The following is a 12,227-nucleotide window of genomic DNA, read 5'->3' as shown; positions in this document are numbered from 1 at the left end:
CCGGTCACAGCCAGGGCAGGATCCAGTGGTCCACCAGCAGGAAGGCGAACAGCGCCATCAGGTACACGATGGAGTAGCTGAACATCTTCATCGAGAACAGCTCATCCGGCGGATCGAGCATGCGCCAGGCGTACCAGAGGAACACCGCATTGAGCACGATCGCGCCGCCCAGGTAGAACGCACCGCTCATGCCCACCACGTACGGCAGCACGCAGACCAGCGCCAGCACCACCGAGTACGCCATGATCTGCTTGCGCGTATGCACCACGCCGTGCGTCACCGGCAGCATCGGGATCTCGGCCTTGGCATAGTCCTCGCGGCGGAAGATCGCCAGCGCCCAGAAATGCGGCGGGGTCCAGATGAAGATGATCAGCACCAGCAGCGACGCGTACGCCCAGTCCGACGAACCCTGCATGCCGGTCACCGCCGCCCAGCCCAGCATCGGCGGCATCGCCCCGGCCAGGCCACCGATGACGATGTTCTGCGAAGTCGCGCGCTTGAGATACACGGTATAGATCACCGCGTAACCGATCAGCGAGGCAAAGGTCAGCACCGCGGTGATCAGGTTCACCCACAGCACCAGGATCGTCATCGACAGCACGATCAGCGCGCCGGCAAACACCAGCACCTGCCACGGCTTGACCTTGCCCACCACCAGCGGGCGCCACGACGTGCGTGCCATCTGCGCATCGATGTGCGCATCCAACAGCTGGTTGATGGCCGCCGCCGCCGAAGCGGCCAGCCAGATGCCGAGGAAGCCCAGCAGGCCGGCGCGCACCTGCTCCCAGCTGGGCACGCCGGGAATGGCCAGGACCATGCCGACCAAGGCGGTAAAGACGATCAGCGCGACGACCTTGGGCTTGGTCAGGTCCCAGTACTGGCGGTAATTGGAGAACATGCAATCAGTCCGGGGCACGCAGGCGGGCCAGCAGGCTGACCAGCACGAACAACAGGGCAACGGCCACGCCGTTGTGGGCCACCGCCACTTCCAGCGGCAGCGCCAGCTTCACATTGAGGATGCCAAGGGTGACCTGCAGCACCAGCAGCGCCACCAGCGCGCTGGCCCAGCCGCGCATGCTCGGCAGGCGGAACAGGCGCAGCCCCAGCCATACCAGGTAGACCGCAACCACGATGGCGAACAGCCGGTGTGCCATCTGGATCGCGATACGCGAGGCACCATCCAGCACGCCGCCTTCGTAGTCCACGCCGATGCCACGCCAGAGGGTGAAGCCTTCGCTGAAGTTATGCTGCGGCCACCACTGGTTGGCACAGCGCGGGAAGTTGTCCAGCGAGGCACTGCCGCCACCGCAGGCCAGCGCCGCGTAGTTGGCACTGACCCATCCGCCCAGCGCGATCTGGGTGACCAGCACCGCCACACCGACGCGCAGCAGCCACTTCAGCTTTGGCGCCTCAGCCAGGGTGATCGGCATATGCGTGGCCCGCCACGCCATCCACACCAGCAGGCCGAACATCAGCATGCCGCCGAGCAGGTGGCCCATCACCACGATGGGCTTCAGCAGCAGGGTCACCGTCCACATGCCCAGCAGCGCCTGGAAGATCACCACCGCCAGGGTCAGCAGCGCGGCGCGCGCCAGGTCGATGTTGCTCCAGCGCAGCGCGGCGATCAGCAGGATGGCCTCGCCCACCAGCGCCAGCGCGCTGGCCGTGACATGCCACCCCATCATGTACAGCGGTATGCCGGCGGCCACCAGCACGCAGGCCGTGATCACCGCCGTGCTTCCGAAGCGGCGCCTGCGGGTCGCCAGCAGGGCCAGGGTCAGGATCTCGATGCCCAGCGCGCCAGCCAGGAAACGATGCACCTGCTCACGCCAGGCCTTGTGTGTTTCCAGCGGGCGGATCTCCACCGCCGGGTGGCCGATCGTTTCTTCCACATGCTGCGGCCAGGTGGCCTGCCCATAGCAGGTCGGCCAGTCCGGGCAGCTCAGGCCGGCATCGGACAGACGCACGAAGGCGCCGAACATGATCGTGCTCGCGGTCATGATCATGGCGAACCACGCCAGGCGGTGGAAATTGCGGTGCAGCGCCGGACGCGCGGAAAGGCTCATCAAACGGGACTCACTTCAGTTTCAGCAACGTGGCCATGTCCTTGCGCAGGCCGCCGAGATCGCTCCCGGGGGCATGCCGCATGATCACGAAGCCGTTCGGATCGATCACGTAGACCGGCAGTCCAGCCGGATCATCGACGCCAGGCAGCGCCGCGCGCAGGGCTGGCGACGGTGCCAGCGGCCGCAGCGCGGGCAGCGAGGCGATCGACGCCGGTGGCGTTCCCAGCCACAGGATCTCGACATTATCGGCGTTATGGCCAAACAGCTGCCACACCTTGCCCAGTCCCTGCGACAAAGTGACGCACGCGGCGTCGCAGGTGCCGGCCGGGGCCACCAGCAGGCGCCAGGTCCGCGCCTCGGGGTTCCACGCATAGGGGGTGCCGTCGGCCAGGGTCGGCGCCTGCTGGCGCAGGTCCACCGGCGGTTTCAGCAACTGCCCGCTGTTTCGGTGAGCGGTCGGCTGCCAACCCGAGAAGCGCAGCACGGCGGCCACTGCCATCGCCCCGAAGAAAATGGCGAACAGCAGCACCAGGGTCCGGCGGCCGTTGCCGCGCGCCTGCGGGGTCGTAGCAGTGTTCATGCGGTGCATTTTCTCATGGTTGGAGGGGGGATGCGGTCGGCGCCCGGTCGTTCCGGCCGCAGGCCGGCATCCCGAGCGCCAAGGGGTTGCCGGCCGGCGGCCGGCACTACCGGGTGATTCGGGACCTCCTGCGCCACTCCAGCACCAGTGCCACGATCAGGACGGTCAGCGCCAACCCGAACCACTGCACCGCGTAGCCCAGATGACGCTGTGGTGGCAGCGTGTTCGGCAGCAGGTCGAGGTCGCGCTCATCACCGAAGGGCAGCGCCGGGTCCAGGCGCAGGACGCGGTCGGGCAGCACCGCCAGCCCCAGCGCGCGGGCCAGCCCGTCGGCGGGCAGGCGGCTGGCCAGCCAGCGGTCGGCCTGGCCGGTTGCGGAGAACGCCGGTCCCAGTGCCAACCCGGCCGCCGGCGGCGGCGCCAGCAGGCCACGCACGGCCACCGGCGAAGGCGGTGGGGGCACGTCCGGCAGGCTGCGGTCGGCCGGCAGCGCGCGCCAGCCGAGGTCGACCAGCAGCACGCTGCCGTCGTCACTGCGGAACGGCCGATAGATCTTCACCCCGGCACGGCCATGGCGCACCTGGTTGTCCAGCAGCACCACCCCCGGCAGGAAGCGCCCATGGTCGGCCACCCCATGCAGGGTGCCGGGCGCCGCCAGCGCCTGCGCCAACGGCCCGGCCTGTGCCAAGGCAGGCGCCTGCGCATCCAGCAGCGCTTGCTTGGCATGCATCCGTTGCAGCTGCCACAGGCCCAACGCGGTGAATCCAGCCATGGCCAGCAACGCCATCAGCCATCCGACCAGGCGCGTGTGCTGGCGCATCATGACAAGTCCGTGCAAACGCGGTCAGATAGGCACATCCACCCTGCCCTCGAGCCGCGCATGAGTGATTCGCTGAAGACCCTGCTGGTAATCGCGTTTCTGATCGTCATCGTCTGGAATCTGGGCGCCGGCCTGTATTACCTGCTGGTCGACCGTGGCCAGACCAAGCGCACGGTCAACGCACTGACGCGCCGCATCGGGGTGTCGGTGGCCTTGATCGTACTGGTGATCGTGAGCATCTACATGGGCTGGATCAAACCGCACGGCATCGGCGGCTGAGCCCACGACAGCACAGGCGGGGCCGGCGGAACGCGCAGCCCACGGCCGTGTGATCAAAGCACGTAGACGAACAGGAACAGCATCAGCCACACCACGTCGACGAAGTGCCAGTACCACGCCGCGGCTTCAAACGCGAAATGGTTGTCGCGGGTGAAGTGGCCCTTGGCCGAGCGCAGCCACATCACGATCAGCATGATCGTGCCCAGCAGCACGTGCGCGCCGTGGAAGCCGGTCAGCATGAAGAAGGTCGAGCCGTAGATGCCCGAACCGAGCGTCAGGTTCAGTTCCTTGTAGGCATGGATGTACTCCTCCGCCTGCAGGGCCAGGAAGCCGAGGCCGAGCAGCACGGTCAGTCCCAGCCAGACCAGCAGCTGGCGGCGGTGGCCCGCCTTCAGCGCGTGGTGGGCGATGGTCAGGGTCACACCGGAGGTCAGCAGGATCAGCGTGTTGATCAACGGCAGGCCCCAGGCCGGAATGGTCTGGAAGGCCCCGCCGATGGCCGCCGGGCCATTGGTCGGCCAGCCGGCCGAATAGCCCTGCCACAACAGTTCGTTGGTCATCACCCCGCGGCCTTCGCCGCTGAGCCAGGACAGGCCCAGATTGCGCGTGTAGAACAGCGCGCCGAAGAACGCGCCGAAGAACATCACTTCGGAGAAGATGAACCAGACCATCCCCATCCGGAACGAGCCATCGACCTGCCGGTTGTAGTTGCCGGCCTGGGATTCGCGTACCACGTCGCTGAACCACCAGAACAGGGTCAGCACCAGCATCGCCAGGCCGATGTAGAAGGTCCAGCGCCCCCAGCTGGCGTCGTTGAGCCAGCTGGCCACCCCCACCATGGTCACCATCATCGCGATGGAGCCGACAAAGGGCCACTTGCTCTGGGCCGGTACGAAGTACACGTTGGCGTCGGAAGGTGTCTGGGCCATGGTCGGTATCCGGGTCAGGGCGCGGCGTGCGCGCCTTCCGATGCAGCGGCCGGGGCCAGCCGATCGGAAAGCGCGTCGTTGCGATAGAAGGTGTAGGACAGGGTGATGGTCTTGATCTCCGGCGGCAGGTCCGGGTCGACGATGAAGCGCACCGGCATGTCGCGCTTCTCGCCGGCCTGCAGCGTCTGGGCGGTGAAGCAGAAGCACTCGGTCTTGCTGAAGAAGCCCGATGCGCGTGCCGGCGCCACCGAAGGCACGGCACTGCCGACCACGGCCTGCGCGCTGTCATTGCGGGCGAAGTACAGCGCCTCGTTGAGCTCGCCGGGCACCACGTCCATGGTCAGCTGTTCGGGATGGAACGACCACGGCAGGCGTGAGTTGACCCCACCATCAAACTCCACGCGCACGGTGCGCCTGGCGGTGCCCGCGCTGGCGCTGGTTTCGCTGCCCGGGCCGCGCTCCAGGCGCACGCCGAACACCTTCTCGCAGGCAATGCGGTACAGCGGCACCAGCGAGAACGTCAGCAGGAACACCACCACCGCCACGCCGATCAGGCGCGGCAGCCCGGCGCTGCGGGACGGAGCAGTGGCCGGCGCGTCACTCATCGGCCGAGCACCCCGCTGAGGATGAAGCCGACATAGACCAGCACCGCGATGGCGCCGACCCACATCGCCGTGCGCTTCGCGCTCTGGCGTTGCTGTTCGATGCGGCTTTCCGGGGCGTCGCCCTGGCTGTTGCAGAGCCGAGCCATGCTCGGCTGCTTTTCGCCAGTCGAGCAGGGCTCGACTCTACACACGGCATCAGTCGAGCAGGGCTCGACTCTACCGATCTGCAGCGGGCTCTCGTTATGCATGCCCCACCTCAATGCGTGATGTCGTCATGCGCCAGGTCGCCCGGGCGGATCGTCGGCGGCGTGGTGAAGGTATGCGCCGGTGCCGGTGACGGCAGCGTCCACTCCAGTCCGCGCGCGCCTTCCCAGGAGCGGGCCTCGGCCTTCTCGCCATTGCGCAGCGAGGACAGCAGGATCGCAGCCATCATGAACGGCGTGGCGAACATGCCGAACGCACCGATCGAGCTGATCAGGTTCCAGTCGGCGAAGGCCACGCTGTAATCGGGGATGCGGCGCGGCATGCCGGCCAGGCCGAGGAAATGCTGCGGGAAGAACAGCAGGTTGACGAACACGATCGACCACCAGAAGTGCACCTTGGCCCACTTCTCGCTGTACATGCGCCCGGTCCACTTCGGCCACCAGTAGTACACCGCCGCGATCAGCGCGAACACCGCACCGGTCACCAGCACGTAGTGGAAGTGGGCCACCACGAAGTAGGTGTCGTGGTACTGGAAGTCGGCAGCCACGATCGCCAGCATCAGCCCGGAGAAACCGCCGATGGTGAACAGGATGACGAAGGCCACCGACCACAGCATCGGCGCTTCGAAAGTGAGCGAGCCACGCCACATGGTGCTGACCCAGTTGAACACCTTCACGCCGGTCGGGATCGAGATCAGCATGGTGGCGAACATGAAGTAGATCTCACCGCCCAGTGGCATGCCGACGGTGAACATGTGGTGGGCCCAGACGATGAACGACAGGAACGCGATCGCCGCAGTGGCGTACACCATCGCCTGGTAGCCGAACAACGGCTTGCGGCTGAAGGTCGGGATGATCTCGCTGACCACGCCGAAGGCGGGCAGGATCATGATGTAGACCTCTGGGTGCCCGAAGAACCAGAAGATGTGCTGGAACATCACCGGGTCGCCGCCACCGGCCGCATTGAAGAAGCTGGTGCCGAAGAACTTGTCGGTCAGCAGCATGGTCACCGCACCGGCCAGCACCGGCATCACCGCGATCAGCAGGAAGGCAGTGATCAGCCAGGCCCAGCAGAAGATCGGCATCTTCAGCAGATCGATGCCGGGTGCACGCATGTTCAGCACGGTGGCGATGATGTTGATCGCGCCCATGATCGAGCTGATGCCGGCCACGTGGATGGCGAACACGGTGAAGGCGACGTTGTAGCCGCCCTGCAGTGACAGCGGCGGGTACAGCGTCCAGCCGCCGGCCGGCGCGCCGCCGGGCAGCAGGAAGGTCAGCAGCAACAGGCTGAAGGCCACCGGCAGCAGCCAGAACGACCAGTTGTTCATCCGTGGCAGCGCCATGTCCGGCGCACCGATCTGCAACGGGATCATCCAGTTGGCCAGGCCGACGAAGGCGGGCATCACCCCGCCGAAGATCATCACCAGGGCGTGCACGGTGGTCAGCTGGTTGAACTGCTCGGGGCGGATGAACTGCAGGCCCGGTTGTGCCAGCTCCAGGCGGATCAGCACACTCATGAACGCACCGATGACGAACATGATGAAGCTGAAACCCAGGTACAGCGTGCCGATGTCCTTGTGGTTGGTCGAGAAGAACCAACGCTCGAAGAAGCTCTGGTGATGATGGTGATCGTCGTGCCCAACTGCCGAGTGCGCCATTGCAAAACACCTCTCAGAATCGGTTGTCGCCACGGCCGCGATGCGGCCGCGGGCAGTCATATCAGGCGCCGCTGGCTGCCGGTGCCGGCGCACTGCCGGTGTCGGCCGCCGCCGGTGCAGCCGGCGTGGCCGGGGCGTCAGCAGCCGGTGCGGCGGGTTCAGCCGGTGCGGCCGGCGCTGCAGGGGCAGGCGCCGGCTTGCGCTGGGCCAGCCATTGCCTGAAGTCTTCCTTGGACACCGCCTCCACCACGATCGGCATGAACCCATGGTCCTTGCCGCACAGTTCGGCGCACTGCCCGCGGTACACGCCCGGCTGCTCGATGTTGGTCCACGCCTCGTTGATGAAGCCGGGGATCGCATCCTGTTTCCAGCCCAGCGCCGGCACCCACCAGGCGTGGATCACGTCGTCGGAGGTGATGACGAAGCGCACCTTGGTATCCACCGGCAGCACCAGCCGGTTGTCGACATCCAGCAGGTAGTGCGGATGGCTCTCGCGGGTCGGCACCTTGCCGCTCTGCCGCATGCGGTCGGACTCGCGGTCCAGGCGGCTGGTGAAGGCCACGTTCTCACCCAGGTATTCGTACTTCCACATCCACTGGTAGCCGGTCACCTTGACGGTCAGCTCGGCATCGCGGGTGTCGTACATCTTGATCAGGTTGGCCGTGGCCGGCCACGCCATCACCACCAGGATGATCACCGGGATCACCGTCCAGATGACCTCGGCCTTGGTGTTGTGGCTGAAGGTGGCGGCAACGGCGCCCTTGGACTTGCGGAACGCGAACATGGCGTAGGCCATGGCACCGAACACGATCACGCCGATCACCGTGCACACGATCAACGAGAGGTTGTTCGACTCCCAGGCCAGGCGCGAGGTCTGGGTCACCCCCTTGCCCATGTTCAACTGCCACGGCTTGGGATCGGCCGCCTGGGCCAGCACCGTCCCCGGCATCGACAGCAGGGCCCCCATCGCGGCGGCCATTGCAACGCACTTCGTGCCCCACCCTCTGCTTTGCTTCATTGCCTAGACCCTTAGCGTCGTCGGTTGCCGCCATCGCTGGCGGCGAGCAAATCTTCAAGCGTTTCAACAAGCGTTTGACGTTCGGCCGGCGCGAGGAAACTCCCCACCTCCACCTGCCGGCCGCTGGATGCCAGCCGGACCCTCTCATCGTCGGTGAGCAGGCGCACCCAGTGGGGATGGGCCCGGAACACCGGCGAACCACCGGGTACGGGGATGACCTCCACGCACGCCGGCACCACCCGGATCTCCTCCTGCCGTTCACCGCTGCGCCACAAGGCACGCAGCGCGGCTGCCAGCAGCAGGCTGTACAGCAACGCGAACAGGGGAGCGAAAGCATTGCCGGCCACCCACCCGAGGGCGGACACCAGCCACATCACTCCCGACAACACGGCAAACAACAGGACGAACTGCCGGGCATCGAGCGCCCGTGGGGGACGCAGCCGCAGCTGCGTACCTGACCCATCCGGAGCTGTAAGCACCTCGATCATGTCGCAACCGCGTTCCTGCCGCGGGAAACGTCTCGATGGTAGCCCTGCGCTCTCGCCGGTAGCAAGGGTGCATTCACATTTTTTCCGATGTTGCAATACAGCATGACCTCAGCGGCGCGAATGACGAATTCGGCACAAATTCGACGGACTTTGCTGAACAGGCTGAATCCACCACGGTTAGGGGCTATCAGCATTCACGAAGGTGGCTGCGGGGCACTTCCGGAAGGCGTAAAAATGATTAAAATCGCCAAGTTTTCCACTGGCCGGACCGGCATGAACGCACCTTCCACTTCCCCCGCTCCCAGCGACGCTCCGCGTCCCTCGGCGCTGCTGTCACCGGAGCTTCCGGCGTCTCCAAACCCTTTCCGCCAGGCCATTACCGATGCCTGGCTGAAGGATGAGGCCAGCCATGTCCGCGAGCTGCTGGCGCAGGCGCGCCTGCCCGCCGACGAACAGGCCAGGGTGCAGGCGCTGGCCGCCGACCTGGTGGCCCGGGTGCGCGTGCGCGCCAAGGACCAGGGCGCGATCGAAGCCTTCATGCGCCAGTACGACCTGGGCAGCGAGGAAGGCGTGCTGCTGATGTGCGTGGCCGAGGCGCTGCTGCGCATTCCGGACCAGGACACCGCCGACAAGCTGATCCGCGACAAGCTGGCCGATGCCGACTGGGAAAAGCACCTGGGCGGCAGCGACTCGGTGCTGGTCAACGCATCGACCTGGGGCCTGATGCTGACCGGCAAGCTGGTGCAGATGAACGATGCCACCCGCGCCGATGCGCCGAGCGCGTTCAAGCGCCTGGTCGGCCGCGTGGGTGAGCCGGTGGTGCGCCTGGCCGTGCGCCAGGCGATGAAGATCATGGGCCACCAGTTCGTGATGGGCCGCACCATCAGCGAAGCGCTGTCGCGCTCGCACAAGGGCGACAACGCCAGCTACCGCTACTCCTTCGACATGCTGGGCGAAGGCGCGCTGACCATGAAGGACGCGCTGCGCTACCTGGAAGACTACCGTCGTGCGATCCACGCCATCGGTGGCGATCACAAGGCACGCGGCGGCCGTCCGGAGGGCGACGTCAACAACGCACCGGGCATTTCGATCAAGCTGTCGGCGCTGTACCCGCGCTACGAGCATGCCAAGCGCGAGCGCGTGCTGAAGGACCTGGTGCCGGGCGTGCTGGAACTGGCACAGCTGGCCAAGAGCTACGGCATCGGCTGCACCGTCGACGCCGAAGAATCCGACCGCCTGGAACTGTCGCTGGACATCATCGAGCAGGTGTTCTCCGATGCGTCGCTGGCCGGCTGGGATGGCTTCGGCGTGGTCGTGCAGGCCTACCAGAAGCGCACCCCGTACACGATCGACCACCTGGCCGACATGGCGCGCCGCGCCGGTCGCCGCCTGCAGGTGCGCCTGGTCAAGGGCGCCTACTGGGATGCGGAGATCAAGCGCGCGCAGATCGAGGGCTATCCGGGCTACCCGGTGTTCACCCGCAAGCAGAACACCGACGTGTCCTACCTGGCCTGCGCCAAGCGTCTGTTCACCCATGCCGACGCGATCTACCCGATGTTCGCCACGCACAACGCGCACACGATCGCAGCCGTGCGCAGCATCGCCAACGGCGGTGTGTACGAGCACCAGAAGCTGCACGGCATGGGCGACGACCTGTACGCCGAAGTGGTGCCGGCCGACCGCCTGAACCTGCCGTGCCGCGTGTACGCACCGGTCGGCTCGCATGAAGACCTGCTGCCGTACCTGGTGCGCCGCCTGCTTGAAAACGGCGCCAACTCCAGCTTCGTCAACCGCATCACCGACGAGCGCGTGCCGATCGCCGACCTGATCCGCGATCCGGTCGAGATGGTTGCTTCGTTCGAATCGATTCCGCATCCCAAGATCCCGCTGCCGGTTGACCTGCTGCGCAGCCAGAACCACGACAGGAAGAACTCCATGGGCGCCAACCTCGCCAACGACAACGAACTGCGCGCCCTGGCCGAGCAGCTCAACGCGGCCATCAAGCCGTGGCAGGCCGCCCCGCTGGTGCCGGGCGCCAACCCGGCCGGCGCCTCGCTGCCGGTGACCAACCCGGCCGACACCCGCGAGGTGGTCGGCCAGTGGCAGGCCGCCGACGCCGCTACCGTGCAGAAGGCACTGGCCAATGCCGTGGCCGCACAGCCTGCCTGGAACCGCACCCCGGCCGCCAGCCGTGCGGCCATCCTCGAACACGCCGCCGACCAGCTGGAAGCGCGCATGCCGGAGTTCATGGCCCTGTGCGTGAAGGAAGCCGGCAAGAGCCTGCCCGACGGCATCGCCGAAGTGCGCGAAGCCGTGGACTTCCTGCGCTACTACGCCAAGCAGGCGCGCGAGCAGTTCGCCCACGCCGAGAAGCTGCCGAGCCCGACCGGTGAATCCAACGAGCTGCAGCTGCATGGCCGCGGCGTGTTCGTCTGCATCAGCCCGTGGAACTTCCCGCTGGCGATCTTCCTGGGCCAGGTCGCTGCCGCACTGGCCGCCGGCAACAGCGTGATCGCCAAGCCCGCCGAGCAGACCAACCTGATCGGTTACTACGCGGTCAAGCTGCTGCACGATGCCGGCGTGCCGGCCGAGGTGGTGCAGTACCTGCCGGGCGACGGTGCCACCGTCGGCGCCGCGCTGACCGCCGACCCGCGCGTGGCCGGCGTGGCCTTCACCGGTTCCACCGACACTGCACGTGCGATCAACCGCGCGATGGCCGCACGCGACGCCGCCATCGGCGTGCTGATCGCCGAAACCGGCGGCCAGAACGCCTTCATCGCCGATTCCTCGGCGCTGCCGGAACAGCTGGTCAAGGATGCGATCGGTTCGGCCTTCACCTCCGCCGGCCAGCGCTGCTCGGCCGCGCGCGTGCTGTTCGTGCAGGACGACATCGCCGACAAGGTGATGACCATGCTGGCCGGCGCGATGAAGGAACTGAAGGTCGGCAACCCGGGCCTGCTGTCCACCGACGTCGGCCCGGTGATCGACGCCGATGCACTGAAGATCCTGCAGGACCATGCCGAGCGCATGGACCGCGAAGCGCGCCTGATCGCCGCCGCCGAGCTGTCCGCCGATGCCGCCAACGGCACCTTCTTCGCCCCGCGCGCCTACGAGCTGAACAACCTCGACCAGCTGCAGAAGGAAATCTTCGGGCCGGTGCTGCACGTGATCCGATGGAAGGGCGACCAGCTCGACGCGGTGATCGACCAGATCAACGCCACCGGCTACGGCCTCACCCTGGGCGTGCATTCGCGCATCGACGAAACCGTTGATCGCATCAGCAACGGCGTCCATGTCGGCAACGTCTACGTCAACCGCAACCAGATCGGTGCAGTGGTCGGCGTGCAGCCGTTCGGCGGCCAGGGCCTGTCCGGCACCGGTCCGAAGGCCGGCGGCCCGCACTACCTGCTGCGCTTCGCCACCGAGAAGACGGTGACGGTGAACACCACCGCCGCCGGCGGCAACGCCTCGCTGCTGACCCTGGGCGACTGATTGCAAGCGTCATGACGTGAACGAAAAACCCCGCGCACGCGGGGTTTTTTGTGCGGTTGCGGTAGCGCCGGGCCATGCCCGGCGAC

12 protein-coding genes are annotated in these 12,227 nt (G+C 66.7%); 2 read left to right on the top strand and 10 right to left on the bottom strand.

Going from position 1 to position 12,227, the window contains the following annotated elements:
- Window positions 1-4: 4 nt before the first annotated feature.
- The 4 genes from cyoE to Q5Z10_RS01875 form a co-directional block, all read right to left on the bottom strand.
- A complete protein-coding gene (gene cyoE, locus Q5Z10_RS01890; RefSeq protein WP_303637660.1) occupies window positions 5-898 on the bottom strand; it encodes a heme o synthase in 894 nt (297 codons plus the stop codon).
- 4 nt (window positions 899-902) lie between these two features.
- The gene (locus Q5Z10_RS01885; RefSeq protein ID WP_303637659.1) at window positions 903-2,066 is read right to left on the bottom strand and encodes a COX15/CtaA family protein; all 1,164 of its coding nucleotides are present in this window, start codon (window positions 2,064-2,066) and stop codon (window positions 903-905) included.
- A gap of 10 nt (window positions 2,067-2,076) precedes the next feature.
- A complete protein-coding gene (locus tag Q5Z10_RS01880; RefSeq protein WP_303637658.1) occupies window positions 2,077-2,646 on the bottom strand; it encodes a redox-active disulfide-containing membrane protein in 570 nt (189 codons plus the stop codon).
- 106 nt (window positions 2,647-2,752) lie between these two features.
- Window positions 2,753-3,469: an SURF1 family protein gene (locus Q5Z10_RS01875; RefSeq protein WP_303637657.1), complete on the bottom strand. Its 717-nt coding sequence runs from the start codon at window positions 3,467-3,469 to the stop codon at window positions 2,753-2,755.
- Window positions 3,470-3,526: 57 nt separating this feature from the next.
- Between Q5Z10_RS01875 and Q5Z10_RS01870 the strand changes: the two genes are divergently transcribed.
- Window positions 3,527-3,745 (top strand): twin transmembrane helix small protein, encoded by a 219-nt coding sequence (locus Q5Z10_RS01870; RefSeq protein WP_010484233.1) that lies wholly within the window; start codon window positions 3,527-3,529, stop codon window positions 3,743-3,745.
- A gap of 53 nt (window positions 3,746-3,798) precedes the next feature.
- Here the strand turns inward: Q5Z10_RS01870 and Q5Z10_RS01865 are convergent, their stop codons facing one another.
- The 6 genes from Q5Z10_RS01865 to Q5Z10_RS01840 form a co-directional block, all read right to left on the bottom strand.
- A complete protein-coding gene (locus Q5Z10_RS01865; RefSeq protein ID WP_303637656.1) occupies window positions 3,799-4,674 on the bottom strand; it encodes a cytochrome c oxidase subunit 3 in 876 nt (291 codons plus the stop codon).
- A gap of 14 nt (window positions 4,675-4,688) precedes the next feature.
- Window positions 4,689-5,279: a cytochrome c oxidase assembly protein gene (locus Q5Z10_RS01860; protein WP_303637655.1), complete on the bottom strand. Its 591-nt coding sequence runs from the start codon at window positions 5,277-5,279 to the stop codon at window positions 4,689-4,691.
- The gene (locus tag Q5Z10_RS21380; protein ID WP_442758935.1) at window positions 5,276-5,527 is read right to left on the bottom strand and encodes a hypothetical protein; all 252 of its coding nucleotides are present in this window, start codon (window positions 5,525-5,527) and stop codon (window positions 5,276-5,278) included. Before Q5Z10_RS21380 ends, Q5Z10_RS01860 begins: the two co-directional genes overlap by 4 nt.
- Before the next feature lie 8 nt (window positions 5,528-5,535).
- Window positions 5,536-7,143: a cytochrome c oxidase subunit I gene (gene ctaD, locus Q5Z10_RS01850; protein ID WP_303637653.1), complete on the bottom strand. Its 1,608-nt coding sequence runs from the start codon at window positions 7,141-7,143 to the stop codon at window positions 5,536-5,538.
- A gap of 61 nt (window positions 7,144-7,204) precedes the next feature.
- On the bottom strand, window positions 7,205-8,161 hold the full coding sequence (coxB, locus tag Q5Z10_RS01845; protein ID WP_442758934.1) for a cytochrome c oxidase subunit II: 957 nt from the start codon (window positions 8,159-8,161) through the stop codon (window positions 7,205-7,207).
- A gap of 11 nt (window positions 8,162-8,172) precedes the next feature.
- Window positions 8,173-8,649 carry a DUF2244 domain-containing protein gene (locus Q5Z10_RS01840; protein WP_303637651.1) on the bottom strand — a complete coding sequence of 159 codons (477 nt, stop codon included), beginning with the start codon at window positions 8,647-8,649 and terminating at the stop codon, window positions 8,173-8,175.
- A gap of 273 nt (window positions 8,650-8,922) precedes the next feature.
- On the opposite strand from Q5Z10_RS01840, the gene putA reads away from it, so the two are divergent.
- Entirely contained in the window at window positions 8,923-12,141 is a 3,219-nt protein-coding gene (gene putA, locus Q5Z10_RS01835; RefSeq protein ID WP_303637650.1) for a bifunctional proline dehydrogenase/L-glutamate gamma-semialdehyde dehydrogenase PutA, read from the top strand.
- Window positions 12,142-12,227: the final 86 nt, after the last annotated feature.

The sequence above is a fragment of the Stenotrophomonas sp. 704A1 genome (genome assembly GCF_030549525.1).
Classification (GTDB): domain Bacteria; phylum Pseudomonadota; class Gammaproteobacteria; order Xanthomonadales; family Xanthomonadaceae; genus Stenotrophomonas; species Stenotrophomonas tuberculopleuritidis.
The sequence above is the reverse complement of the archived record's forward strand: the minus strand, read 5'-3'. Positions and strand labels throughout refer to the sequence as shown.

Bases quoted from the DNA above. Each gene is read 5' to 3' on its own strand.
- cyoE (WP_303637660.1), bottom strand. From the start codon at position 898: ATGTTCTCCAATTACCGCCAGTACTGGGACCTGACCAAGCCCAAGGTC.
- Q5Z10_RS01885 (WP_303637659.1), bottom strand. From the start codon at position 2,066: ATGAGCCTTTCCGCGCGTCCGGCGCTGCACCGCAATTTCCACCGCCTG.
- Q5Z10_RS01880 (WP_303637658.1), bottom strand. From the start codon at position 2,646: ATGAACACTGCTACGACCCCGCAGGCGCGCGGCAACGGCCGCCGGACC.
- Q5Z10_RS01875 (WP_303637657.1), bottom strand. From the start codon at position 3,469: ATGATGCGCCAGCACACGCGCCTGGTCGGATGGCTGATGGCGTTGCTG.
- Q5Z10_RS01870 (WP_010484233.1), top strand. From the start codon at position 3,527: ATGAGTGATTCGCTGAAGACCCTGCTGGTAATCGCGTTTCTGATCGTC.
- Q5Z10_RS01865 (WP_303637656.1), bottom strand. From the start codon at position 4,674: ATGGCCCAGACACCTTCCGACGCCAACGTGTACTTCGTACCGGCCCAG.
- Q5Z10_RS01860 (WP_303637655.1), bottom strand. From the start codon at position 5,279: ATGAGTGACGCGCCGGCCACTGCTCCGTCCCGCAGCGCCGGGCTGCCG.
- Q5Z10_RS21380 (WP_442758935.1), bottom strand. From the start codon at position 5,527: ATGCATAACGAGAGCCCGCTGCAGATCGGTAGAGTCGAGCCCTGCTCG.
- ctaD (WP_303637653.1), bottom strand. From the start codon at position 7,143: ATGGCGCACTCGGCAGTTGGGCACGACGATCACCATCATCACCAGAGC.
- coxB (WP_442758934.1), bottom strand. From the start codon at position 8,161: ATGAAGCAAAGCAGAGGGTGGGGCACGAAGTGCGTTGCAATGGCCGCC.
- Q5Z10_RS01840 (WP_303637651.1), bottom strand. From the start codon at position 8,649: ATGATCGAGGTGCTTACAGCTCCGGATGGGTCAGGTACGCAGCTGCGG.
- putA (WP_303637650.1), top strand. From the start codon at position 8,923: ATGAACGCACCTTCCACTTCCCCCGCTCCCAGCGACGCTCCGCGTCCC.